The 24,778-nt window shown below is 71.6% G+C and carries 23 protein-coding genes; 15 read left to right on the top strand and 8 right to left on the bottom strand.

Translation table 11 applies throughout. The annotated features are described in order from the left end of the window. The first annotated feature begins 77 nt into the window (after window positions 1–77). The 7 genes from ABD329_RS16205 (at window position 78) to ABD329_RS16235 (ending at window position 7,888) form a co-directional block, all read left to right on the top strand. Window positions 78–1,148, top strand: a complete 1,071-nt coding sequence (locus tag ABD329_RS16205) for a YeiH family protein (protein ID WP_198280420.1) — start codon at window positions 78–80, stop codon at window positions 1,146–1,148. Between the two features lie 162 nt (window positions 1,149–1,310). Then, on the top strand, window positions 1,311–2,822 hold the full coding sequence (locus ABD329_RS16210; protein WP_198280419.1) for an MFS transporter: 1,512 nt from the start codon (window positions 1,311–1,313) through the stop codon (window positions 2,820–2,822). Window positions 2,823–2,863: 41 nt separating this feature from the next. Continuing rightward, window positions 2,864–3,061, top strand: coding sequence for a ribbon-helix-helix protein, CopG family (locus ABD329_RS16215; protein WP_014061073.1), 198 nt, complete (start codon window positions 2,864–2,866; stop codon window positions 3,059–3,061). Beyond that, window positions 3,062–3,445, top strand: a complete 384-nt coding sequence (locus tag ABD329_RS16220) for a type II toxin-antitoxin system death-on-curing family toxin (RefSeq protein WP_198280418.1) — start codon at window positions 3,062–3,064, stop codon at window positions 3,443–3,445. A 111-nt stretch (window positions 3,446–3,556) separates the two neighbouring features. Continuing rightward, window positions 3,557–5,353, top strand: coding sequence for a DEAD/DEAH box helicase (locus ABD329_RS16225; protein WP_198280417.1), 1,797 nt, complete (start codon window positions 3,557–3,559; stop codon window positions 5,351–5,353). An 853-nt stretch (window positions 5,354–6,206) separates the two neighbouring features. Continuing rightward, a complete protein-coding gene (locus ABD329_RS16230; RefSeq protein ID WP_198282231.1) occupies window positions 6,207–6,848 on the top strand; it encodes an IclR family transcriptional regulator in 642 nt (213 codons plus the stop codon). A 254-nt stretch (window positions 6,849–7,102) separates the two neighbouring features. After that, window positions 7,103–7,888, top strand: a complete 786-nt coding sequence (locus tag ABD329_RS16235) for a S16 family serine protease (protein WP_198282232.1) — start codon at window positions 7,103–7,105, stop codon at window positions 7,886–7,888. Here the strand turns inward: ABD329_RS16235 and ABD329_RS16240 are convergent. From ABD329_RS16240 to ABD329_RS16255, 4 genes are all read right to left on the bottom strand, one after another. Further along, window positions 7,827–9,218, bottom strand: coding sequence for an MFS transporter (locus tag ABD329_RS16240; RefSeq protein WP_344316533.1), 1,392 nt, complete (start codon window positions 9,216–9,218; stop codon window positions 7,827–7,829). The two genes, ABD329_RS16235 and ABD329_RS16240, sit on opposite strands and share 62 nt — an antisense overlap. Window position 9,219: 1 nt before the next feature. Beyond that, window positions 9,220–9,435 carry a hypothetical protein gene (locus tag ABD329_RS16245; protein WP_198280405.1) on the bottom strand — a complete coding sequence of 72 codons (216 nt, stop codon included), beginning with the start codon at window positions 9,433–9,435 and terminating at the stop codon, window positions 9,220–9,222. Window positions 9,436–9,458: 23 nt separating this feature from the next. Beyond that, window positions 9,459–10,055: an ArsR/SmtB family transcription factor gene (locus ABD329_RS16250; protein WP_246618934.1), complete on the bottom strand. Its 597-nt coding sequence runs from the start codon at window positions 10,053–10,055 to the stop codon at window positions 9,459–9,461. Window positions 10,056–10,141: 86 nt separating this feature from the next. Beyond that, a complete protein-coding gene (locus ABD329_RS16255) occupies window positions 10,142–10,609 on the bottom strand; it encodes an Lrp/AsnC family transcriptional regulator (RefSeq protein ID WP_020870947.1) in 468 nt (155 codons plus the stop codon). A 159-nt stretch (window positions 10,610–10,768) separates the two neighbouring features. Between ABD329_RS16255 and hppD the strand changes: the two genes are divergently transcribed. From hppD to ABD329_RS16270, 3 genes are all read left to right on the top strand, one after another. After that, window positions 10,769–11,917: a 4-hydroxyphenylpyruvate dioxygenase gene (gene hppD, locus ABD329_RS16260; RefSeq protein WP_198280407.1), complete on the top strand. Its 1,149-nt coding sequence runs from the start codon at window positions 10,769–10,771 to the stop codon at window positions 11,915–11,917. Between the two features lie 243 nt (window positions 11,918–12,160). Then, window positions 12,161–13,156 (top strand): phage baseplate protein, encoded by a 996-nt coding sequence (locus tag ABD329_RS16265; RefSeq protein WP_246618935.1) that lies wholly within the window; start codon window positions 12,161–12,163, stop codon window positions 13,154–13,156. A 136-nt stretch (window positions 13,157–13,292) separates the two neighbouring features. After that, window positions 13,293–14,660 carry an FAD-binding oxidoreductase gene (locus tag ABD329_RS16270; RefSeq protein ID WP_198280409.1) on the top strand — a complete coding sequence of 456 codons (1,368 nt, stop codon included), beginning with the start codon at window positions 13,293–13,295 and terminating at the stop codon, window positions 14,658–14,660. A 103-nt stretch (window positions 14,661–14,763) separates the two neighbouring features. Here the strand turns inward: ABD329_RS16270 and ABD329_RS16275 are convergent, their stop codons facing one another. Next, on the bottom strand, window positions 14,764–15,813 hold the full coding sequence (locus ABD329_RS16275) for an NAD(P)-dependent alcohol dehydrogenase (protein ID WP_198280410.1): 1,050 nt from the start codon (window positions 15,811–15,813) through the stop codon (window positions 14,764–14,766). Window positions 15,814–15,909: 96 nt separating this feature from the next. Then, window positions 15,910–16,830, bottom strand: a complete 921-nt coding sequence (locus tag ABD329_RS16280) for a helix-turn-helix transcriptional regulator (RefSeq protein ID WP_138915411.1) — start codon at window positions 16,828–16,830, stop codon at window positions 15,910–15,912. A 303-nt stretch (window positions 16,831–17,133) separates the two neighbouring features. On the opposite strand from ABD329_RS16280, the gene ABD329_RS16285 reads away from it, so the two are divergent. The 3 genes from ABD329_RS16285 to ABD329_RS16295 all read left to right on the top strand — a co-directional run bounded on the left by ABD329_RS16285 (window position 17,134) and on the right by ABD329_RS16295 (window position 20,308). After that, window positions 17,134–18,921 (top strand): RDD family protein, encoded by a 1,788-nt coding sequence (locus ABD329_RS16285; protein WP_344316536.1) that lies wholly within the window; start codon window positions 17,134–17,136, stop codon window positions 18,919–18,921. A gap of 129 nt (window positions 18,922–19,050) precedes the next feature. Further along, window positions 19,051–19,653, top strand: coding sequence for an RDD family protein (locus ABD329_RS16290; protein WP_344316537.1), 603 nt, complete (start codon window positions 19,051–19,053; stop codon window positions 19,651–19,653). A gap of 148 nt (window positions 19,654–19,801) precedes the next feature. After that, window positions 19,802–20,308 (top strand): RDD family protein, encoded by a 507-nt coding sequence (locus ABD329_RS16295; RefSeq protein ID WP_344316538.1) that lies wholly within the window; start codon window positions 19,802–19,804, stop codon window positions 20,306–20,308. A 65-nt stretch (window positions 20,309–20,373) separates the two neighbouring features. Here the strand turns inward: ABD329_RS16295 and ABD329_RS16300 are convergent, their stop codons facing one another. Further along, on the bottom strand, window positions 20,374–20,655 hold the full coding sequence (locus ABD329_RS16300; RefSeq protein ID WP_198281706.1) for a hypothetical protein: 282 nt from the start codon (window positions 20,653–20,655) through the stop codon (window positions 20,374–20,376). 319 nt (window positions 20,656–20,974) lie between these two features. On the opposite strand from ABD329_RS16300, the gene ABD329_RS16305 reads away from it, so the two are divergent. Together ABD329_RS16305 and ABD329_RS16310 are read left to right on the top strand one after the other, a co-directional pair. Then, the gene (locus ABD329_RS16305) at window positions 20,975–23,362 is read left to right on the top strand and encodes an immune inhibitor A domain-containing protein (RefSeq protein WP_198281705.1); all 2,388 of its coding nucleotides are present in this window, start codon (window positions 20,975–20,977) and stop codon (window positions 23,360–23,362) included. 134 nt (window positions 23,363–23,496) lie between these two features. Continuing rightward, complete coding sequence (locus tag ABD329_RS16310; RefSeq protein WP_198281704.1) at window positions 23,497–23,811, top strand: hypothetical protein; 315 nt, start codon at window positions 23,497–23,499, stop codon at window positions 23,809–23,811. Window positions 23,812–24,181: 370 nt separating this feature from the next. On the opposite strand, the gene ABD329_RS16315 is transcribed toward ABD329_RS16310, so the two are convergent. After that, window positions 24,182–24,766 carry a nicotinamidase gene (locus tag ABD329_RS16315; protein WP_044574589.1) on the bottom strand — a complete coding sequence of 195 codons (585 nt, stop codon included), beginning with the start codon at window positions 24,764–24,766 and terminating at the stop codon, window positions 24,182–24,184. Window positions 24,767–24,778: the final 12 nt, after the last annotated feature.

The following is a 24,778-nucleotide window of genomic DNA, read 5'->3' on the forward strand; positions in this document are numbered from 1 at the left end:
AAGGCGAACGGCCACCTCTCGACGGCGGAGGACCACCTCTCGACGGCGAACGGCCACCTCCCGACGGCGGACGGCCAGTGACGCTCACCGCCGCGCCCGGCCGGGCGCGGCAGGCTGCCGGATGGCGGCCGCCCGCCCCGGCGTACGGGCTCGGGCTGGCCGTGGCCGGGGTCGCGACCGCCTGGGGCGTCCACCGGCTGCTCCCGGCCGTCCCCCTGCTGACCGCCTCCGTGGTGCTGGGCATCGTCGCCGCGCATCTGCCGGGGGCGCGCGGCCTGGTCCGGGGCGTCTGCCGGGCCGGGCTCTCGCTCGCCGGGAAGCGGCTGATGCGCCTGGGCATCGTGCTGCTCGGCCTCAAGCTCAGCCTGAACGATGTGCTGGGCCTGGGCTGGGCCACCGTGGCGATGGTCCTGGGCGTGGTCGCGGCCACCTTCTGCGGCACCTGGTGGCTCGGCCGCCGGATGGGGCTGCGTGGTGACCAGCCACTGCTGATCGCCACCGGCTACTCGATCTGCGGGGCGTCCGCGATCGGCGCGGTGAGCGAGGTGTCGGACAGCGATGAGCGCGATGTGGCCACCTCCGTGGCGCTGGTGACGCTGTGCGGCACGCTCGCCATCGCCGTCCTGCCGCTGCTCCAGCACCCCCTGGGACTCGGCGACGAGGCGTTCGGCCGGTGGGTGGGGGCCAGCGTGCACGACGTGGGCCAGGTGGTGGCCACCGCGCAGACCGCGGGGCCGTCGGCGCTGGGCGACGCGGTGCTGGTCAAGCTGGTGCGGGTGGCGCTGCTCGCCCCGCTGGTCGCGGCGCTCGCGACATCCGTACGGGCGCGGGGGCGCGTGAAGAAGGCGGAGGGCCGGGCGGCGCGGGGCGAGGAGGCGGAGCGGCGGCGGCCGCCGCTGGTGCCGCTCTTCGTCCTCGGCTTCCTCGCCATGACGGCCCTCCGCAGTACGGACCTCCTGTCCACCACCGTGCTGGACAGCGCCGCCACGGCCCAGGAACTCCTCCTCGCCGCCGCGCTCTTCGGCCTGGGCAGCGCCGTCCACCTGCCCTCCCTCACCCGCACCGGCGCCCGGGTCGCCGCGCTGGGGCTGTGCGCGTGGGTGGTGATCGCGGGCGCGTCGTACGGGGGCGTCCTGCTCACCACGTAAGGCCCGGGGCGCGACCACGGGTGTCCTCGGCGCCTAGCTGACCGCACCAGGACGCCTCGGTACCGGGCAAACCTTGACTGACGCGGCACTAGGTCCAGCGGCCGAGCGCCACTCCGTCCCGCGACAGGTGTGACGTCCCGGAACGCCACTTACCCTGACGCCATGACCCCTCGTGACCCCCTCGATGTCGGTGCCGCCGACGCCGCCGTCACGGACGGCGCCCTGCCACCCCAGGCGGCCGCAGCCTCCGCCGCCCACTCCGAACCGGCAGCCGGTGACCTGGACCTGGCGGGCGACGGCGACGCCGGCGGCACCGTACTGGGGAGGCGCTACCGCGCCCTCACCCTCGGCATCGTCAGCGTCGTATCCCTCATCGCCTTCGAGGCGAGCGCGGTCAACACCGCGATGCCGGTCGCGGCCCGTGCGCTGGACGGGGTCGAGCTCTACGCGTACGCCTTCTCCGCCTACTTCACCGCGAGCCTGTTCGCGATGGCCCTGTCGGGGGAGTGGTGCGACCGCAAGGGGCCGCTGGCGCCGCTGTTCGCCGGGATCGCGGCGTTCGCCGCCGGGCTGCTGGTGGCCGGTTCGGCACAGCGGATGTGGATGTTCGTGGGCGGCCGGGCGGTGCAGGGCATAGGCGGCGGGCTGGTGATCGTCGCGCTGTACGTGGTGGTGGGCCGCGCCTATCCGCAGCGGCTCCAGCCCGCCGTGCTGGCGTCCTTCTCCGCCGCCTGGGTGCTGCCGGTCATCGTCGGCCCGCTCGCCGCCGGGACCGTCACCGAACACGTCGGGTGGCGCTGGGTGTTCCTCGCCATCCCGGTGCTGGTGCTGCCGCCGCTCGCGGTGATGCTCCCCGCGCTGCGCGCCCTGCCCCCGAGCGAGCTCTCCGCGGGCATGGACCGCCGCCGCATCCTGCTCGCGCTCGCCGTCGCGGTGGGCGCCGGGCTGCTCCAGTACGCGGGCCAGGACCTCAGCTGGCTCTCCCTCGTCCCGGCCGCCGCCGGGCTCGCCCTGCTCGTCCCGTGCGTACTGCGGCTGCTGCCCAAGGGCACCTTCCGCGCCGCCCGCGGCCTGCCCTCGGTGATCCTGCTGCGCGGGGTGGCGGCGGGGTCCTTCCTGGGCGCGGAGAGCTTCGTCCCGCTGATGCTGGTGACCCAGCGCGGCCTGTCCGCGACCGCCGCCGGGCTCTGCCTCACCGGCGGTGGCCTCACCTGGGCCCTGGGCTCCTACACCCAGAGCCGCCCCCGCCTGGAGCCGCACCGCGAACGGCTGATGGGCCTCGGCATGCTCCTCATGGCCGTCTCCATCGCCATGGTGCTCCTGGCCCTCACCGACTCCGTCCCCGCCTGGATCGTCGCCGTGGCCTGGGTGATCGGCGGCTACGGAATGGGGCTGACCATCTCCAGCGGGAGCGTGCTGCTGCTGAAGCTCTCCCGCCCGGAAGACGCGGGCAGCAACTCCGCCTCCCTCCAGGTCTCCGACGCGCTCGGCAACATCACGCTGGTCGGCCTCAGCGGTGTCCTCTTCGTCACCTTCGGCGGCGGCGAGATCGCCCCCACCTCCACCGCGGCCACCCACCAGCCGGCCGCCTTCGGGGCGGTCTATGTGGCGATGGCGGCGGTGGCGCTGGCGGGTGTCTGGGTGACGACGCGGTTGCGGCCGGTCACCGTGTAGTACCATTTTGGCCCCAGTGGTGGTACCGTTTTGGTATGGCTATGAATCTCCGACTGCGCGACGACCAGCAAGAGGCGCTCAAGCAGCGGGCCGAGGAGGAGGGCCGCAGTATGCACGCCATAGTGCTTCAGGCGATCGACCGGTATCTCGAGCAAGAGGCGGACCGGGAGTCGGTCCAGCGCCTGGGGGCGAAGTACGCCGCACGCCACGCGGACCTTCTGCGGAGGCTGGGGGAGTAAGTGAAGTACCTGACGGTCCAGGAAGTGCTGGACCTGGCGGAAATCGCCTGCGGGGGGCAGCAGATCGCGGTGCGCGATCTGGGGTTGCTGAGCTCGGCTGTGCATCGTCCGCAGTCGCAGATGTTCGGCATAGAGGCGTACACCGACCACTTCGAGAAGGCCGCCGCGCTGCTCCAGTCGCTCGCCGTCAACCACCCGCTGGTGGACGGCAACAAACGGATGGCGTGGATGTGCACGGTGGTCTTCCTCGATCTCAACGGCACCGACATGCTCGACGTCGACCAGGACGAGGCGTACAAGCTGGTGGTCGGCGTGGCCGCGGGCGCGCTTGAGGACGTCGTGGACATCGCGGCCAGGTTGCGGAGGCTGCACGAGGGAATGTGAGTCTGATCCCACCCCCGGGTGGGATCGGCCCGTACCCCGGAGTGTGAAGGACGGCACCGGTAGGCTGACGCGGTTCCCGATCGACCCCGCCGAGCCAGCCCGACGGAGACCGTGAGTACTACTGCCGCCTCCACCAGCCATCACCTCTCGCCCGCCTTCCCCGGCCGGGCGCCTTGGGGTACCGCGAGCAAGCTGCGCGCCTGGCAGCAGGGTGCGTTGGACAAGTACATCCAGGAGCAGCCGCGGGACTTCCTCGCGGTGGCGACCCCCGGGGCCGGGAAGACCACCTTCGCCCTGACCCTCGCCTCCTGGCTGCTGCACCACCATGTCGTCCAGCAGGTGACGGTCGTCGCGCCGACCGAGCATCTGAAGAAGCAGTGGGCGGAGGCCGCCGCGCGGATCGGCATCAAGCTGGACCCGGAGTACAGCGCGGGCCCGCTGAGCCGGGAGTACCACGGCATCGCCATCACCTACGCGGGCGTCGGCGTCCGGCCCATGCTGCACCGCAACCGGATCGAGCAGCGCAAGACGCTGGTCATCCTCGACGAGATCCACCACGCCGGTGACTCCCGCTCCTGGGGCGAGGCGTGTCTGGAGGCGTTCGAGCCGGCCACCCGGCGGCTCGCGCTCACCGGCACCCCGTTCCGGTCCGACACCAACCCCATCCCCTTCGTCACCTACGAAGAGGGCAACGACGGCATCCGGCGCTCCTCGGCCGACTACACCTACGGCTACGGCAACGCGCTGGGGGACGGCGTCGTGCGCCCCGTCATCTTCCTCTCCTACAGCGGCAACATGCGCTGGCGCACCAAGGCGGGCGACGAGATCGAGGCGCGGCTCGGCGAGCCGATGACCAAGGACGCCGTCTCCCAGGCGTGGCGCACCGCGCTCGACCCGCGCGGCGACTGGATGCCGAACGTGCTGCGCGCCGCCGACCAGCGGCTGTCCGAGGTCCGCAAGGGCATCCCGGACGCGGGGGCGCTCGTCATCGCCTCCGACCAGGACTCGGCCCGCGCCTACGCCAAGCTGATCCGCGAGATCACCGGCACCAAGGCGACGCTGGTGCTCTCCGACGAGGCGGCGGCGTCCCAGCGGATCGAGGACTTCAGCCACTCCGACGACCGCTGGATGGTCGCGGTCCGGATGGTGTCCGAGGGCGTGGACGTGCCCCGGCTGGCGGTCGGGGTGTACGCGACCACCATCTCGACGCCGCTCTTCTTCGCCCAGGCCGTCGGCCGTTTCGTACGGTCGCGGCGGCGCGGCGAGACCGCGTCCGTCTTCCTCCCCACCATTCCGAACCTGCTCGGCTTCGCCAATGAGATGGAGGTCGAGCGCGACCACGTCCTGGACAAGCCGAAGAAGGAGGGCGAGGAGGAGAACCCGTACGCGGAGGAGGAGAAGCTCCTCGAGGAGGCCGAGAAGCAGCAGGACGAGGACACCGGGGAACAGGACCAACTCCCCTTCGAGGCGCTGGAGTCGGACGCGGTCTTCGACCGGGTGCTGTACGACGGCGCCGAGTTCGGCATGCAGGCGCATCCGGGCAGCGAGGAGGAGCAGGACTACCTGGGCATCCCGGGGCTCCTCGAACCCGACCAGGTGCAGATGCTGCTCCAGAAGCGGCAGGCCAAGCAGATCGCGCACAGCCGCAAGAAGCCGGACACGGAGGCGGATCTGCTGGAGCTTCCGGCGGAGCGGCGGCCGGTGGTCACCCACAAGGAGCTGCTGGAGCTGCGCAAGGAGCTCAACTCGCTGGTGGGGGCGTATGTCCACCAGAGCGGGAAGCCGCATGGCGTGATCCACACAGAGCTGCGCCGGGTGTGCGGGGGGCCGCCGAGTGCGGAGGCTACGGCGGGGCAGATCCGGGAGCGGATCAAGAAGGTCCGGGAGTGGGCCACGCGCATGCGCTGACGCGCGGGTCTTTCCCCTCCCCGCAGCATCGGTACGCGGCTCCGCCGCGCGGGGGCCCCGCCTCTGGCCCCCGGGCGCGCCCTGGTGCGCTGGCGCGTCGGGGCACCGGCTCCGCCGCGCGGGGGCTCCGCCTCGGGCCCCCGGGCGCGCCCTGGTGCGCTGGCGCGTCGGGGCAGCGGGTCTTTCCCCTCCCTGCCCCTTCCCGCGGCGTCGATGTGCGGCTCCGCCGCATGGCCGGGGCTCTGCCCCTGGTCCCCGGGCTCGGGGGCGGAGCTCCGGACACCCCTGGCGCGCAGCGTCGATATGTGGCTCCGCCGCGTGGCTGGGGCTTCGCCCTGGGCCCCGGGGCTCCTCCGGGGCTGGGCGCCCTGGGCGTCCTGGGCACCCTGGGCACCCCGGCGCGCTGGCGCGCCAGGGCGGCGGGCCTCCCCGACCCTTCCCGGAGCATGGACATGCGGCTTCGCCCCTGGGCCTCGGGGCCCGGGGGCGAAGCCCCAGTTACGGGAAGGGGCGGGGTGGGGAACAGCCCGCCGCAGGCGTCCCCCTGCGCAACCCCCTTTCGAAAAATTTCATGAACCGGTCGCAGAGCCCCCTCATGAATCCGCGCAAAGCGGAAGGTTTTGGGGCGCCCTCGCGCCGCACACCTTGGCAGCTCCGCTCGGATTCTGGACAAACCCTTCCGCAAAGCGGACCGGCTCGCTAGCGTTCGGGCACGCACACGCCCCGTGGCAGCGCCGCCGCGGAGCGCAGCCGGTGCGTGACCACCGCGACCGGCGGCCTCTTCGCGCGCCGTCGTCGGGACCGGCGGGCCACCGCACGAAGAGCCGCCACTCATCACCGAGGAGGGGGCGTCGTGACCGCGGAGACCTCTCAGACGCTCGATCGGGGACTGCGCGTCCTCAAACTGCTCGCCGACACCGACCACGGGCTGACCGTGACCGAGCTGTCCAACAAGCTCGGCGTCAACCGCACCGTGGTCTACCGGCTGCTGGCCACCCTCGAGCAGCACTCCCTGGTCCGCCGGGACATCGGCGGGCGGGCGCGCGTCGGGCTCGGGGTGCTTCAGCTCGGCCGCCAGGTGCATCCGCTCGTACGGGAGGCGGCGCTGCCCGCGCTGCGCTCCCTCGCCGAGGACGTCGGCGCGACCGCCCACCTCACCCTGGTCGACGGCACCGATGCACTCGCCGTCGCGGTCGTCGAACCGACCTGGACCGACTACCACGTGGCCTACCGGGCCGGGTTCCGGCATCCGCTCGACCGGGGCGCCGCCGGGCGCGCGATCCTCGCCGCCCGCGCCGGACGCCCCGACGACCCCGGGTACGCCCTCACCCACGGCGAACTGGAGGCGGGCGCGAGCGGCGCGGCCGCCCCGCTCATCGGGGTGACGGGGATAGAGGGCAGCGTCGGGGTCGTGATGCTCTGCGACTCGGTCCCGGACCGGGTCGGTCCCCGGGTGGTCGACGCGGCCCGAGAGGTCTCGGACGCCTTGAGGTGAGGGCGGGCCGCCGTGCCGCGGCGGGTCCGGTGGTGGCGCTGGGCGCGCGCCCAGCGGGGCGGGCCGCGCCCGGCGCCGTGGGGGCAAGCCCCTGACCCCGTCCGCCCGCGCCGATCGCGACGGGGGCATGCCCCTGAACCCGTCCGCCCGCGTCGGGCGGCCGGAGCGTTACGGTCGGGTTCACGCCGCCCCGGGCGGCCCCATGGCGCCGGGGCGGCGGCTCATGCTCCCCGGCGGTCAACTAGATTCACACCATGCCTGCCGTCTCCCCCCGCGCCCGCACCCTCGCGCTCTGCTCCGCCCCCGTGCTCGCCCTGCTCGCGGTGGCCGCGTTCGCGCCGCTGCCGTTCACCGTGGCCCAGCCCGGTTCGACCGTGAACGTCCTGGGGTCCGACCGCGGCAAGCAGGTGATCAGCGTCTCGGGGAGCGGCACCCGCAAGACCGCCGGGCAGCTGCGGATGACGACGATCCTGGCGACCGGCCCGGAGGCCACCGTGCGGGTGAAGGACGTGGTCAGCGGCTGGTTCGCCACCGACCGCGCCGTCATGCCGCATGACTCGGTCTACGTCGGCGGCACCACCAAGGAGATCGAGCGGCACAACGCCGAGGAGATGGAGGAGTCCCAGTCCTCGGCCACCAGCGCCGCGCTCGGCTACCTCCACCGCTCCCCGCGCGACGTCAAGGTCACCCTGCGCCTCGCCGACGTCGGCGGTCCGAGCGCCGGGCTGCTCTTCTCCCTCGGCATCGTCGACAAGCTGGACGGCGACGGCCGCGGCGGCGACCTCACCGGCGGCCGGACGATCGCGGGCACCGGCACCATCGACGCCAAGGGCAAGGTCGGGGCCGTGGGCGGGGTCCCGCTGAAGACACAGGCCGCCAAGCGGGACGGCGCCACGGTCTTCCTGGTGCCGAAGGCCGAATGCGCCGACGCCACGGCCGAACTGCCCAAGGGGCTGCGGCTGATCCCCGTCACCACCCTCAAGGGTGCGGTGACGGCTCTGCGGGCGCTGGAGTCGGGCGGCGCGGTCCCCCACTGCTGAGTGGCGCCGGCACGCCCTCGTCCGCCGCCGCCTTGTCCGCCGCCCCCTTGTCCACAGCCACCGCCGGCCCCTCGTCCATCCCGCGCCAGGCCGGGAAGACCAGCGGGCTGAGCGTGGCCAGGAAGTAGACACCGCCCGTCACCAGGAAGGCGGCGGTCAGCCCCACCCCCTCCACCAGGCATCCGGCCGCGAGCCCGCCGAGCGGCATCACCACCCACACCCCCGCGGTGAGCGCCCCCGAGACCCGGCTGCGCAGTTCGTCGGGGACGGCCTCGTACGTCACCGTGGTCAGGATCGGGTTGAGCATCCCCGCCGCGACCCCGCTGATCGCCATCGTCACGGCGAGCGGGGACACCCCGGGCACGAACGCGGCGATCAGGAACCGCGGCAGCCCGCACACCAGGAAGCTCACCGCGAACACGGTCCGGCGCGGAAAGCGGTCGCCCACCGCCCCGTACAGCAGCGCCCCCACCAGCGCCCCGCCGCCGAACAGCGCCGTGAGCAGCCCCAGTTGCACCGAACCGCCCAGGTGCCGCTCGGCGTGGACCGGCAGCAGCACGGAGGACATGCCCTGGTCGAGGCCGTTGGTGACCATGACCATCAGCACGATGGCCAGCAGCAGTCGATGGCGCAGCAGGAAGCGGTACCCCTCGCCCAGCTCCGCGCGGTAGGCGCGGGCGGACACCGGCACCACGGGCCTGCGCGGCGCGGCGGCGGGCAGTCCGCGCAGCCCCGCCATGATCAGCACCGCGGACGCCGCGAACGTGGCCGCGTCCAGCAGCAGCACCGACGGCGGGCCGAGCAGCGCGATCAGCAGCCCGCCGAGCGCGGCGCCGAGCATCCTGGCCCCGCGCGAGGCCCCGTCGTAGAAGCTGGCCGCGCGGCTGAGGGTGGTGCCCGCCCGTTCGGCCAGCGCGGGGACGAGCACCTGGCGGGCGGTCTCGCCCGGCGCGTGGAGCAGTCCGCAGAACGCCATCAGCGCGCACAGCTGCCAGAACCGCAGCAGCCCGGCGAAGTGCAGCACCGGAATCGTGGCGACGGCCACCCCGCACAGCGAGTCGGAGGCCATGGAGACCCGTCGGCGGCCGATCCGGTCGATGACCGGCCCGCCGATGACGGCGGAGACGACCACCGGCAGGGTCGCGCAGAAGGAGACCAGCCCGGCCTTGGCGGCGCTGCCCGTGGTCTCCAGGACGAACCACGGGACGGCGATCAGGGTGAGGGAATTGCCCGCGATGGAGACGGTGTTGGCGGCGAGGACGAGTAAGAGTGGTCTTCGGTCGTCCCCGCTGTTCCCCCGGCGCGCTCTGTCTCCTGTGTCGTCGGCCATGTCAGTGGTCGAACCGGGCGGTCAGACCGGATTGCGGCAGCCGCGGCGTGGCCAGCCGCAGCCCGACCTCCACCAGCGTCCAGCCGACCCGGGCACGCAGCATCCGGGCGCGGGCGGGGCGGGAGCGGCGGTGCGGCCGGGACGCCGCGCGGGCCTCGTCACGCAGCCGCTCGGCCCGTATGTGGTGCAGCCACAGATGGATCTCGTCGCCGTACATATGTGGTTCCCCCCAGGGATCGGTCAGTCCTCGTCGCGCGGGAAGGCGTGCAGATGGACGCGGTACGGGGCGGAGCCCTCGGTGTCCCGGTCCACCTCCTTCTCGCGGTAGCTCTCGATCAGTTCGTGCACCTTGTCGCGCATTTCGCGGGCGAGTTCAGGGGTGAGGCGCATGTGGAAGTCGCTGAGGTCCGAGGCCGCCCGCCATTCCCCCGACCAACCGTGCAGGGAGCCCAGGAAGGTGGACATCTCCTGGGTGTGCTGGGTGGCCACTTCGTGGAGCGCGGTGTTCATCGCTCCCCGTACGGCCGGGTCGGGGTGAGCCAGGAACTTGTCGGCGTTCCAGCGCGTACCCCTGTGCACCGCCTTCCACCACCGCTCCCGCCCCTTGCCCCGCTCCGGGTCGTCCTCGACGAATCCATAGGTGGCCAGCTGACGCAGATGGTAGCTCGTGGCGCCGCTGGACTCCCCCAATCTGTCGGCCAGTTGGGACGCGGTGGCCGGTCCGTACTCGCGCAGCGCTCCGAGCAGGCGCATCCGCAGTGGGTGCGCGAGCCCGCGCAGGGTGCGTGGGTCGAGCACCCGGACTTCGTCGGACGCGGGCTGTTCGTTCTCTGCCATGCGCCGCAGCGTAAGCATGCAAAGACTTAGTTGCAATACTTCCTTTGCAACGGAGTCTTTGGTTCAGGGCACTCTGATCCCAGTGCTCAGTCCCGCGCCGCCTGCCGCACCAGCGGGATGATCCGCAGCGGCACCGGGTTCTCCATCACGATCGCCGTCGAGGCCCGGACGATCCCCCCGAACCCCACCACCAGGTCGATCACCCGCTGGAGATCGGCGTTGGAGCGGGCCACCAGTCGGCACAGCATGTCCCCGTGGCCCGTCGTGGTGTGCAGCTCCAGCACCTCGGGGACGGTCGCCAGGTGGGCCCGTACGTCCGGCCCCTGCCCCTGCTCGATCTCCAGCGTCGCGAACGCGGTGACCGGGTAGCCGAGCGCCGCCGGGTCCACCTCGGGGCCGAAGCCCCGGATCACCCCCTGTGCCCGCAGCCGGTCCAGCCGCGCCTGCGCCGTGCCGCGGGCGACGCCGAGGCGGCGCGACGCCTCCAGCACCCCTATCCGCGGCTCCTCGGCGAGCAGCTCGATCAGGCGGGCATCGAGCCCGTCGATTCCCATGCGGTCCCCCTCCAGGCCCCGGGCCTCTCTTGAGGTGTCCTCTGTGACGGTAGTCACCCTGTACAGGATGCGCTGCCGAATGTACTGCCAGCTATACATCCTGACCAGCGATTTCGCGAAGTGTTGCGCACCTTGAGCCGCCGGGGGACGCTTCGAAGTATGACTGAGACGACAGAGATGATGCAGCAGGGGGACGCACGGCACGCCGACCCGTTCCCCGTGAAGGGGATGGACGCGGTCGTCTTCGCCGTCGGCAACGCCAAGCAGGCCGCGCACTACTACGCCACCGCCTTCGGCATGAAGCTCGTCGCCTACTCGGGTCCGGAGAACGGCAGCCGGGAGACGGCCAGTTACGTACTCGTCTCGGGCAGCGCCCGCTTCGTGTTCACCTCCGTCATCAAGCCGGTGAGCGCCTGGGGCCGCTTCCTGTCCGGGCATGTCGCGGAGCACGGCGACGGTGTGATCGACCTCGCGGTCGAGGTGCCGGACGCGCGCGCCGCGTACGCGTACGCCCTGGAGCACGGCGCTACCGGGATCGAGGAGCCGCACGAGCTCAAGGACGAGCACGGCACGGTGGTCATGGCCTCGATCCGCACCTACGGCGACACCCGCCACACCCTCGTCGAGCGCACCGGCTACTTCGGACCGTACCTCCCCGGCTACGCCGAGGCCGAGCCCGTCGTCGCCCCGCCGGCGCGCCGCAACTTCCAGGCCATCGACCACTGCGTGGGCAATGTGGAGCTCGGCCGGATGGACGAGTGGGTCCGCTTCTACAACGACGTCATGGGCTTCACCAACATGAAGGAGTTCGTGGGCGACGACATCGCCACCGAGTACTCCGCGCTGATGTCGAAGGTCGTGGCGGACGGCACCCGCAAGGTGAAGTTCCCGCTCAACGAGCCCGCGGTCGGCAAGAAGAAGTCCCAGATCGACGAGTATCTGGAGTTTTACGGCGGACCGGGGGTCCAGCACATCGCGCTCGCCACCAACGACATCGTCGCCACCGTGCGGGCGATGCGCGCGGCCGGGGTGAGCTTCCTGGACACCCCCGACTCGTACTACGACACCCTGGGGGAGTGGGTCGGCGACACCCGCGTCCCGCTGGAGACCCTCCGGGAGCTGAAGATCCTCGCCGACCGGGACGAGGACGGCTATCTGCTCCAGATCTTCACCAAGCCGGTCCAGGACCGGCCGACTGTCTTCTTCGAGCTGATCGAGCGGCATGGGTCGATGGGCTTCGGCAAGGGGAACTTCAAGGCGCTCTTCGAGGCGATCGAGCGCGAGCAGGCCAAGCGCGGCAACCTCTGACCGCCCCGTGGGCAGGCGGGCCGCTGGGCCCGCCTGCCCACGCGTGCTGCCACCCCCCCCAATTCCGTGCACATGCGCCCACACTCCCGTGCCCATGCGCAGTCGGTGCCAGAAAATGCGAACACCTGAATGGGAGCGCTTTCCCACCGTCTACACTCACGGCGATCTGTTCACTCCAACGCGGCGTGATCACACGGGAGTTGTTGAGTATCAATGCACACGGAAAAGTACACTGCGGGCCGTTTGACCAGGCGTAGGTTCACCCTCGGCGGGGGAGTCGCCGCGGCCGGCGCGCTCGGTGCCTTCGCCGCCCGCGCGGGGGCCGCCACCGTGGCGGGCGGCCGGTTCGACCTGTCGGTGCCCTCCACCCAGCTGATCCGCGAGAAGACCCCGCACAACTCCACCGTGCTGCAATCCTTCGCGTTCGACGACGTCGGTGGGCACGTCTACACAATCCAGCTGATGGAGGGCGGGATCCGGCTCAGCGGGGAGTCCGCCCCCGTCTCCGGCGCCGACCGCGCCGCCCACGGCGATCTGTGCGTCACCAAGCTGTCCCTGGCCGGTGCCGAGCTGGGCTCGATGTACCTCAAGGGGTTCGGGCACGGCGTCGCCATCGGCTGTGAGCCGGTCGGCTCCACCGCCTATCTGTGGACCGAGTCGGACGCCAACCCCGACTCCGGCTACGGCCGCGCCATCAGCCGCTTCAAGTTCGCCGATGGCACCGTGCTGTCGTCCGGTTCGTCCGCGCTGGCCAAGCACCGCCCGGTGGCGGGCTCCACCAGCAACCAGCCCGCCGTCGACATGCTCAACCGCCGGCTGCTGCTGCGCTACCGCCTCGACGGCGAGGTCCGCTACCGGCTGATGAGCCTGTCCGGGGTCAGCGCGGGCGACTACACCCCGGTGTACGACGACATACCCCAGACCGGTGTCGAGGACGGCGAGGTCTTCCAGGGCTTCACGGTCCTCGGCGACTACGTGTACCAGCTGACCGGCACCGCCTACACCGGCGAGGACGGCGCCAACCCGCCCTCCGGCCACGGCAACGCCTACGTCTCCTGCGTCGATCTGCGCACCGGCGAGCTCGTCCAGCGCGCCCGTACCGAGGCCGCCTACTCGCTCGGCTACCGCGAGCCGGAGGGCATGGCCGTCCAGCTGTCCAGCCCGCGCCGGCTGTGCATGGGCTTCGCCTCGGGCGCCGCCGGGGACCGTAAGGTCAGCGTCTACTACAAGGCGCAGTAGCGTCGTACCACACGGCGGCCCTGCTCGCGGGCCTGTTCAAGGCCCTCCTCGCAGCCCTGCTCAACGGCCCTCCTCGTGGTCACCCATCCGTTGCAGCGATCTTCCCCGGGCGCCTCCCGGGTGCGAGTCTGGAGATATGACGGACCTCATCGAGCTGCTGCGGGAGGGCCTCCCCGAGGAGGCGGTGCTCACCGACCCCGATGTGACCGGGGCCTACGCCAATGACATGGCGAGCTTCTGCGAGGCGGGCGCGCCCGCCGTGGTCGTCCTCCCGCGCACGGTGGAACAGGTGCAGCACGTGTGCCGCACCGCCACCGCGCTGCGCGTGCCGATCGTGCCCCAGGGCGCGCGCACCGGGCTGTCGGGCGCGGCCAACGCGTCCGACGGCTGTGTCGTGCTGTCCCTGGTCAAGATGGACCGCATCCTGGAGATCAATCCGGTGGACCGGATCGCGGTCGTCGAACCGGGCGTGGTCAACGCGACCCTGTCCCGCGCGGTCATGGAGAAGGGCCTCTACTATCCGCCGGACCCCTCCAGCTGGGAGCAGTGCACGATCGGCGGGAACATCGGCACCGCGTCCGGCGGGCTGTGCTGTGTGAAGTACGGCGTCACCGCCGAATACGTCCTCGGGCTCGATGTCGTCCTCGCCGACGGCCGGCTGCTGAAGACCGGCCGCCGCACCGCCAAGGGCGTCGCGGGTTACGACCTGACCCGGCTCTTCGTCGGCTCCGAGGGCAGTCTCGGCATCGTCGTGCGCGCCGTCCTCGCCCTCAAGCCCGCCCCGCTCGAACAGCGCGTGCTCGCCGCCGAGTTCCCCTCCACCGCGTCCGCCTGTGACGCCATCTGCCGGATCATGGAGCGCGGCCACGCCCCCTCACTGCTGGAGCTGATGGACCGTACGAGCGTCCGCGCGGTCAACGCGATCGGGAACATGGGCCTTCCGGAGTCCACCGAGGCCCTGCTGATGGCGGCCTTCGACACCCCGGACCCGGGCCCCGACCTCGCGGCCGTGGCCGAGCTGTGCACGGCGGCCGGTGCCACGGAGGTGGTCCCGGCCGAGGACGCCACCGAGTCCGACATGCTGCTCCAGGCCCGCCGGATGACGCTTCCGGCGCTGGAGGCGGTCAAGGGCGTCACGATGATCGACGACGTCTGTGTGCCGCGCTCCCGGCTCGCCGAGATGATCGACGGCACGGCCGCCATCGCCACGAAGTACGGCCTGACCATCGGCGTCGTGGCCCACGCCGGGGACGGCAACACCCATCCCACGGTGTGCTTCGACCCCGCCGACCCCGATGAGTCCCGCCGCGCCCGGGAGTCCTTCGACGCCATCATGGCGCTGGGCCTCGAACTCGGCGGCACCATCACCGGGGAACACGGCGTCGGCGTCCTCAAGCGGGAGTGGCTGGCGCGTGAACTGGGTCCGGTGGGTGTGGAGATGCAGCGCGGTATCAAGCAGGTCTTCGATCCGCTGGGCCTGCTCAACCCCGGCAAGCTGTTCTGAGGGCCGGCTCATGGTGAGGCCGCCCGGACCCGGGGGTGGTCCGGACGGCCTCGGTCTCGGTGGCCGATCAGTCCTTAGCGGCTGATCAGGCCTCGGCGGCCGATCACGCCTTGAGCGAGGCGATGTCGATCACGAAGCGGTAGCGCACATCGCTGCTCACGACGCGGTCGTACGCCTCGTTGATCCGCTCGCCGTCGATCAGCTCGATCTCCGCGCCGAGCCCGTGCTCGGCGCAGAAGTCGAGCATCTCCTGGGTCTGCCGGATGCCGCCGATCTTCGATCCGGCCATCGACCTCCGGCCCATGATCAGCGAGAACTGGTTGAACGCGCTGGGGTTCTCCGGCGCGCCCACGTGCACCAGCGTGCCGTCCAGCTTCAGCAGCGACAGATAGCCGTCCAGCGGGAGGTTCGCCGAGGTCGTGTTGACGATCAGGTCGAAGGTGCCGGCCAGCTCGGTGAAGGTGGACTCGTCGCCGGTGGCGTAGAAGTGGTCGGCGCCCAGCCGCAGCCCGTCGTCCCGCTTGCGGAGCGTCTGGCTGAGCACGGTCACCTCGGCGCCCATCGCATGGGCGATCTTCACGCCCATGTGGCCGAGGCCGCCGAGGCCCACGATGGCGACCTTCTTGCCGGGACCGGCGTTCCAGTGGGCCAGCGGGGAGTAGAGGGTGATCCCGGCGCACAGCAGCGGGGCGGCGACGTCCAACGAGATCCCCTCGGGGATGCGCAGCACGTAGTTCTCGTCCACCACGATGTGGGTGCTGTAGCCGCCGTAGGTGGGGGCGCCGTCGTACTCGTTGCCGTTGTACGTGGGCACCTCGCCCTTGAGGCAGTACTGCTCCTCGCCCGCGAGGCAGTTCTCGCACTCGCGGCAGGAGTCGACGAAGCAGCCCACGCCAACCCGGTCGCCGACGGCGTACTTGGTGACGGCGGGGCCGACCTCGGCGACCACACCGGCGATCTCATGGCCGGGCACCATCGGGAAGAGGGCGGTGCCCCACTCCTCGCGGGCCTGGTGGATGTCGGAGTGGCAGATACCGGCGTAGGCGATCTCGATCAGCACGTCGTGCTCGCGCAGGGCGCGGCGCTCGACGGTGGTCCTTTCCAGCGGGGCCTTCGGAGCGGGGGCTGCGTAGGCGGTGACGCTGGTGGTCATAAACGTGTCTCCCTGTGACGAACTAGGAAAAAGAGGATGGGTGCAGGGAAGGGGGAGGTAAGGAGGGGGAAGGGGGGTGGGATCAGAAGGGGCGGATCAGGGGGAGACGTCGGACGACGGTCCCCCCGAAGGACGCGCTTCGGACGAGGGCGCGGAAGGATCGGCCGAGGGGGTCGCGGTCCAGCTCGCCAGCAGCCGCAGGGCCGCCTCGGAGGGGGAACCGGGCTCGACCGTGTAGATGCACAGAGCCTGGTCGGGATCGCCGGGCACGGTCACGTTCTCGTAGGCCAGCGTCATGTCCCCGACCACCGGATGGTGGTAGAGCTTGACGCCGTGGGTCTTCTCCCGCACGTTGTGGTCGGCCCACCAGGTGCGGAACTCGGGGCTCTTGATGGTGAGCTCGCCCACGAGCTCGGTCAGCCGGGGATCGTCGGGATGACGCCCGGCCTCCAGCCGGAGCGACGCCACCATCTCCGCCGCGACCGTCTCCCACTCCGGCCACAGCGAACGGGCCGCCTCGTCGAGGAACATGAAGCGGGCCATGTTCCGCTCGTGGTACGGGAGCGCCTCGAAGTCGATGATCAGCGCCCGGGCCAGCTGGTTGGAGGCCAGGACATCGCCCCTGCGCCCGAGGACGAAGGCCGGTGAGACCCCGTCCAGCATGCGCAGCAGCGCGTGCACCCCGGGCCGCACCCGCTGGGGGCGGGGCGGCCGGCGGCGCACCGTGCGCCGGGGGCGCGGCCGGGTCAGCTCGAAGAGGTACGCACGTTCGGTCTCATTGAGCTGAAGAGCGCGGGCCACGGCGTCCAGCACCGTCTCCGACACATTGAGGTGACGGCCCTGCTCCAGACGCGTGTAGTAGTCCGTGCTCACGCCGGCCAGCTGCGCCAGCTCTTCGCGGCGCAGCCCCGGCACCCGACGGGGGCTGTCGTTGCTCACGCTCACGCCCGCGTCGCCGGGACTCAGACGTGCCCTGCGGCTCCGCAGGAATTCACTGAGCTCGGTATTGCGGTCCATGGGTTCCAGTATTGGCAACGGAAACGGCATCTGAGCGTGCCAAAGTAGGTCTGCTGAACCTAGGCCGGGCGGGACCATGCGGGCCGTCGCCGCTCGTATGGCTTCGTGGCGCTCGCACGGGAGAGTGGTGGCGGGAGCGGTGGGCTGGTGCCGGTGGGCCGGTCTGATAGACCTTGACCGCGCGCTCCGGGTTGCACTGCGGCTCCTGTACGGCAAACTGCTTACGCCCCACCCTCACCGCGAGGCACCGCAAAGGCGCAGCGCAGTACAGCACGGCCGAGCAGATATGGGACATCGGAGATCATGAGCGCCCCTACCTCAGGATCCGCGGACGGCAGCTCCATTCCGGGTTTTTATCCCGATCCGTCCATCCCTGGCTACATCCGTTACTGGAACGGCGCCGCCTGGGTGCCCGGCACCAGCCGTCCCGCCCCGGCCGAGGGCGAGGCCATGCCCGCCCCGCCGCCCGGGGTCACCCACACCCAGGTGATCAGCCCGCCGCCGGACGAGACGGGCCCGATGTTCCTGGACGAGGACCCGGCGCCGCGGGCCGCGGAGGAGACCGGCAGCGCACTGCCCGAGCTGCGCCGGAGCGCCGAGATGGACGTCCGGGGCGCGGGCGGGCCGCCCGAGGGGGCGGCCGGTGGCATGGGGACCCAGCCGGTGCCGCCCGGCGGGGTCCCGGCGTCCGCGTCCGTGGACTGGAACGATCCCCAGCGGCTGCACGGCACCCGCCCCGACGCCGGGTCGGCCTGGCACGCGGACGCCGCCCAGCAGGGCGGATTCGGTGGTGAGCAGGACCGCCGGATCTCCTGGGGCGCGGAGCCGGACGCCCCCGGCGACCCCCGGGGTGGCGACCCCCGGGGCGGTGGCGCCCAGGCCGGTGCCGGGCAGCCCGGTGGTGGGCAGTGGCCCGGGGTGCCCGACCCGCGGCGCGCGGGCCCGGGCGAGGATGCCGGGCGCGATGACGGCACGCTGACCATGCGCGCGGGCGGGAGCGGGCGCACCGGGGACCGCTCGACGCAGGCCCTGCCGCCCGTCCGCCGGGCCCCGGAGCTGCCCCCGGCGGACGGGGGCGAGACCCCCGCTCCGGCGGGCGACGGGACGATGACGTTCCGCACGGTGGGGCGCGGCGGCGGAGCGGCGCCTACGACCGGGCAGGACCAGGGCCAGGACCAGGGCCGGGGCCAGGACCAGGGCCAGGCGGCCGGCCGGGACGACGGGACGATGGCGATCCGGGCGATCGGGCGCGGCGGCGCGCGGCGCAAGGGCGCCGAGGCCGCGCCCCCGGCCCAGTCCCCGCACCAGCCCCAACAGCCTCCGCAGACACATCAGCCTCAGCAGTCCCCGCAGTCGCACCAGTCCCCGCAGTCGCACCAGCCTCAGCAGCCCTTCGGTGGCATCCCCGCCCAGGGCGGCGGCCCGGCCTGGCAGCCACAGGGGCAGTTCGCCCAGCGGCCCGGCCCGCCGCAGAGCCCGCCGCAGGCCGCCCCGCACGCTCCTCAGACGGCCCCGCACGGCGCGGGACCGGGCGGCGCGGCCGAGGGCGTCATCCCCTGGAAGCCGCCCGTCGACAACCCCTTCCTCCTGGCCGCCCAGGCCGAGGGTCGGCCCGCCTCGCTCGGCCGCCGCCTCGCCGCCCGGCTGATCGACTCGGTCGTGCTGCTCGGCGTCGTCGGCGCCGTCGCGTTCCCGCTGTGGAGCAAGGCGAGCGACCACATCGACGAGAAGGTCGAGTCGGCCAAGCAGAGCGGCGAGACCGTCACGGTCTACTTCCTGGACGGCACCACCAGCGGCTATCTGGGCATCGTCCTCGGTCTGCTACTCGTCCTCGGCGTCGTGCTGGAGACGCTGCCGACTGCCAAGTGGGGCCGCACGCTCGGCAAGAGGCTGTGCGGGGTGCGGGTGCTGGACATCGAGGAGCACGACACCCCGTCCTTCGGCACCGCGCTGCGCCGCTGGCTGGTCTACTCGGTGCTGGGGGTGCTCGTCATCGGCGTGCTGAACGTGGTGTGGTGCCTGTTCGACCGCCCGTGGCGGCAGTGCTGGCACGACAAGGCGGCCCACACCTTCGTCGCGTCGGCCGACTGAGCGGCGGGTCGGCCGAGCCGCCCTCCCCGGAACCGAACATCCGCCCAGGCTGCGGCGGATGGACGATCCCGGTCGCCCGAACGGGGCGCGCCGGATGCGGCGGTCCCGGCTCCGGGGTCGACTCGGGCCATGAGCACCGACCAGCCGCCGCCCGGGCCCGATGAGCCGCGGGACCGGGACAGCAGCGATCCGTTCGCGAAACAACCGCGGGCGAACGGCTCCCCGTACGGGGACCACGGGGACCACTGGGACCACGGGGACCACGCCGCCGGGTCCGAGCCGTACGCCGGGATGCCCCCGCTCGCGCACCTCGGCCGCCGTCTGATCGCCCGGATCATCGACGCGCTGCTCATCGGCATCCCGGTCGGGCTCGTCGTGACCGCGATCGCCGGGGGCTATGACCCGATCGAGGGCAGCGCGCGGTCGACCACCGTCACGCTGGTCTACGTCCTGGTCTACTTCCTCTACGAGGGGCTGATGCTGACCCGGGACGGCCAGACCGTCGGGAAGAAGGCGATGCGGATCCGGGTGGCCATGCTGGAGAACGGCCGGACGCCGGCCGGGCAGGCGGGCTGGCTGCGCGCCGGGGTGTACGCCCTGCCCGAGATCGTGCCCTGCTGCGGCTTCCTCTTCTGGCTGATCAATGTGTTGTGGTGCACTTGGGACCGGCCCTACCGGCAGTGCCTGCACGACAAGGCGGCCAAGACCCTGGTGGTCTCGGCCGTACGCTGAGCGCTCCGCCGGACGTGCCCCGCCTGGCGTCCGCCGATCCACTCAGCCCCCGAGGAGTTACCCGGAGACCCCCGAGGAGCCACCCGGAGACCCTGGAGGAGCCACCCTGAGCTTCCGGTCCTCCGGGACCGCTGATGTAATCGGGGGCATGGCCCCCGATCCGCTGTCCTCGCCCCCGCCTGTGATCCCCCCAGGGATGCCCCCGCTGGCCACCCCCGGTCAGCGCTTCACCGCCCGGCTCATCGACATCGTCATTCTCGGCGCGATCTGGACGGTGGCGCTCACGGCGACCGGTGCGCTCCAGTACACGATGGACCACCCGGGCGAGCAGGACATGGGCAAGGTGACCCTCGCGCTCATCATCACGATGGCGCTCTACTTCGGCTACGAGGGCGTCATGCTGGCCCGCAGCGGACAGACGCTCGGCAAGAAGGCGCTGCGCATCCGGGTGGCGATGCTGTCCGACGGGAATGTGCCGGCCGGTCAGGGCTGGGTCCGCGCGGCGGTCTATGTGCTGCCGGGGATGCTCATCCCGCTGCTGGTCGGCACGGTCTTCTGGCTGGTCAACTCGGCCTCACTGCTGTGGGACAAGCCGTTCCAGCGCTGTCTGCACGACAAGGCCGCGCGGACCGTCGTGGTGTCGGCCGTGCAGTGAGTGGACCGGCCGCGCGGTGCGTGGACCGGCCGTGCAGTGAGTGGACCGGCCGCGCGGTGCGTGGGTCAGCCGCGCAGTGAGTCGGCGTGCGCCCGGGTGCGCGCCCTCGCCGGGTCGGCCGGTCCGGACCCCGCCACGGGGCGGCTGGTGCGGACGGTGCGGCCGGTGCGGGACACCCGGGCCACCGGCACGGTGACGGCGACGAGGAGCCCGAGAACCAGTCCGACCACGGTCACCACCGCCACCCCGAGCCCCGATCGGGTCTGGGAGAGCAGCAGCATGGCGAAGGTCGAGAGAACGACGGTGGCCGAACCATAGGCAAGCTGTGCAGGAGTCGGACGCGGCATGGCGGGATCCGTCCTCGGGGGCGATATGCAGGGGGCATGAACCAGGCTGAAGTGCACCGTCAGTCCTGACTCTACGGTCCTGCATGCCCGTGGGGAACGGAAGTAAGCGTGACCTCACCCACGGCGCCGTTGCACAGGGGGCGCACGGAGTCATCGGGTGTGCCAACCGGCGTGCATGGCGCGCCCGTTGCTGTCCGTTAAACGGAACGTTGGGATCGCAGAACGTACTTGTCTCACCAGTCCAAGTCAAGGTCTGTCTTTTCTCCTGCCACTCCGGTCAAATGTCCGGCACTGGTGTGGAAAGGGGAGGACTGAGCGAGTGAACAGCCAACGGAGAACGGCCAGATCGGCCGCCATAGCCACAGTGGTGGCCGCGCTCGGAGCGGCGGCACTCTCGACCGGCATGGCCCAGGCGGACGCGCCGTCTACGCGTGTCGAGCGCCATGATCCGGCGCCCGCGAAGACGGATGTCCAGCACGACCTCGAAGGTCCCTACAGCAAGCAGCGGGAAGCGCAGCGCCAGGAGGCGCTGCGTCAGGTCATCTCCGGCGACGCCAAGGCGACCACGCGCGGGGCGTCCAAGGTCGTGAAGCTCGGCAAGGGCAAGTACGTCGAGCTGGCCCGGGAGAAGACCGACAAGATCTTCACCATCCTGGTCGACTTCGGCGACAAGGTGGACGACACCACCATGTACGACCCGGACGGGGACGGCCCCAAGCCGCCGGTGAAGAAGTACGGCGGCGACCCGGGCCCGGCGCACAACACCATCGCCGAGCCGGACCGCGCCGACGACAACAGCACGGCCTGGCAGAAGGACTACAACCGCCAGCACTTCCAGGACCTCTACTTCTCCACGGACAAGAAGAAGGAGTCCCTGAAGAAGTACTACGAGAAGCAGTCCTCGGGCCGCTACTCGGTGGACGGCGAGGTCTCCGACTGGGTCAAGGTCGACTGGAACGAGGCCCGCTACGGCTCCAACTACTGCGGCGACACCAACTGCGCCAACGCCTGGGACCTGATCCGCGACGGCGTCAACCAGTGGGCCAAGGACCAGAAGGCGGCCGGCCGCACCGACGCGCAGATCAAGGCGGACCTGGTCAAGTACGACCAGTGGGACCGCTACGACTACGACGGCGACGGCAACTTCAACGAGCCCGACGGCTACATCGACCACTTCCAGATCGTCCACGCCGGTGAGGACGAGTCCGCGGGCGGCGGGGTCCAGGGCGAGAACGCCATCTGGGCGCACCGCTGGTACGCGTACGGCACCGACGCGGGCAAGACCGGCCCGGGCGAGAACAAGTCGGGCGGTACCCAGATCGGCGACACCGGCATCTGGGTCGGCGACTACACGATGCAGCCGGAGAACGGCGGCCTCGGCGTCTTCGCCCATGAGTACGGCCATGACCTGGGCCTGCCGGACGAGTACGACACCACCGGTAAGGGGGAGTCGTCCGTCGCCTACTGGTCGCTGATGTCCGCGGGATCCTGGCTCGGCACCGGTAAGGACGCCATCGGCGATCTGCCCGGCGATATGAACGCCTGGGACAAGCTCCAGCTGGGCTGGCTGAACTACGCCTCGGCCAAGGCCGGTAAGAAGTCCACCCACACCCTCGGGGTGGCCGAGTACAACACCAAGAACAAGCAGGCGCTGGTGGTCGAGCTGCCCGCCAAGGCCGTCACCACCGAGGTGGTCGCCCCCGCCGAGGGCTCCAAGCAGTGGTGGAGCGGGATGGGTGACGACCTCAAGAACACCCTGACCCGGTCCGTGGACCTCACGGGCAAGTCCAAGGCCAGCCTGGACCTCCAGGGCTGGTGGGACATCGAGGAGAACTACGACTACCTCTACGCCGAGGTCTCCACGGACGGCGGCGCCAACTGGACGCCGATCGACGGCACCGCGGACGGCAAGGCCATCCCGCGCGACGCCGGTGACAAGCCCGCGCTGACCGGCACCTCGGGCGCGTACAAGAAGCTCTCCTTCCCGCTGGACGCCTACGCGGGCAAGAAGATCGAGCTCCGCTTCCGCTACCAGACCGACGGCGGTGTGGCGCAGAAGGGCTTCGCGGCCGACGCGATCACCCTGACCGCCGACGGCGCCCCGGTCTTCAGCGACGGCGCCGAGGGCGATGACAACGGCTGGACCGCTAACGGCTTCTCGCGCATCGGCGCGTCCTTCAGCAAGGACTACCCGCAGTACTACCTCGCCGAGAACCGCCAGTACGTGTCGTACGACAAGACCCTGAAGACCGGTCCGTACAACTTCGGCTGGGCCTCCACCCGGCCCGACTGGGTCGAGCACTTCCCGTATCAGAACGGGCTGCTGATCTGGCAGTGGGACACCTCGCAGCCGGACAACAACGTCGGCGTCCACCCGGGCAGCGGTCTGATCCTGCCGGTCGACGCGCACCCCGCCGCCGAGAAGTGGGCGGACGGCAAGCTGATGCGCAACCGGATCCAGGCGTACGACTCGCCCTTCAGCCGACTCCCGTCGGACGGCTTCACGCTGCACAACGACGGCAAGGCCGCCAAGGTGAAGCCGAAGCCGGGCATCCCGGTCTTCGACGACCACAAGGGCACGTACTGGGACAAGAGCAACCCGACCGGCAGTGCCCAGATTGCTGACACCAACACCCGGATCAAGATCCTCAAGGAGCTCCCGGGCGGCTCGACGATGACCGTCCAGGTCGGACCGTCCGCCTCCTAGATCCACACCAGTCTGAGTTTTCGCAGGTCAGAGCGGTAGCGGCCGTCGCCCACTAGCGGGCGGCGGCCGTTCGCGTTTAGATGCCCCTTAGACCTTCTTGTTGACACGACGTCTCACGGGGGACATGACCCGCAATGGCCGACGGAGGATTCACCAAGCTGCCCGGCGGCAGTGTGGTGGTCGCACTGACGCTGCCGCGCCCGCTGGGCGAGGGCGGCGTCCGCGTACTGGTACACGCCGCGAACCGCCAGCGAGCCCTGACCAGGCTCCGCAATCTCGGGCTTCGCGCTGTCTATCTGCGCGGCAATACCGCGCCGCCGACACCCGACGAGGTGACGGCGGTGCTCCACCATCCCGACGGGGTGGTCTGGCGCACCGCGCCGGACCGCGGAGGGGAGCTCTGGCATCCCATGGCCGCCCTCCTCAGACCAGCGGCCCCGGCCTCGTAGGGGGCGTCCGGCGGTACGCGTACGCCTGCGGCGGGCTGCTCCCCTCCCCGCCCCTCCCCGAAACCGGGGCTCCGCCCCAGACCCCGCTCCTCAATCGCCGGAGGGGCTGGGGGCGCGGCTCTGTCCCGGGCGCCGCTCATCGAGCGCCGGACGGGGCTGGAAGGCGGGGGCTCCGTCCCAGGCGTCGGGGATACCAGGGGTGGGGCCCCTGGTACGGGAAAGGGCGGGGAGGGGGGGGAGCGGCCCGCCGCAGGCGTGCGCGTGCCACCGGACACCGTAGCGCCGGGGCCCGGGAGGGCGGCCGGTCGAGCCCGGCCGATCAAGCGGCCGGGAAGGCGGCTGGGAGGCGCTCTGGGCGCCTCCGGCGGCCTCAGACGACCGGCTTGCCGCTGAGCTCGACCCCGGCCGCCCGCAGCTCCTCCAGGGCGCGCTCGGTCGTGCCCGGCGAGACGCCCGCGGTCAGGTCCAGCAGGACATGCGCCGCGAACCCCTCGCGGCGCGCGTCCAGCGCCGTGGCCCGCACACAGTGGTCGGTGGCGATGCCCACCACGTCCACCTCGGTCACCTCGCGCTCGCGCAGCCACTGGGCGAGCGGCGTGCCGTGCTCGTCGGTGCCCTCGAAGCCGCTGTACGCCCCCGTGTACGCGCCCTTGTCGAAGACCGCGTCGATCGCCCCGGAGGCGACGGCGGGCGCGAAGTTCGGGTGGAACCCGACGCCCTCGGTGCCCGCGACGCAGTGCACCGGCCAGGTGTGCTCATAGTCCGGGTTGTCCGAGAAGTGATCGCCCGGATCGATGTGGTGGTCACGGGTGGCGACGACATGCCGGTAACCGGGCGTGGCCTCCCCGATCAGATCGGTGATCGCGGCGGCGACATCCGCGCCCCCCGTCACCGCGAGGCTTCCGCCCTCGCAGAAGTCGTTCTGGACGTCGACGACGATCAGTGCCCGGTGCATGTCACCGAGGGT

This window comes from Streptomyces javensis (genome assembly GCF_039525925.1).
Classification (GTDB): Bacteria; Actinomycetota; Actinomycetes; order Streptomycetales; family Streptomycetaceae; genus Streptomyces; species Streptomyces asiaticus.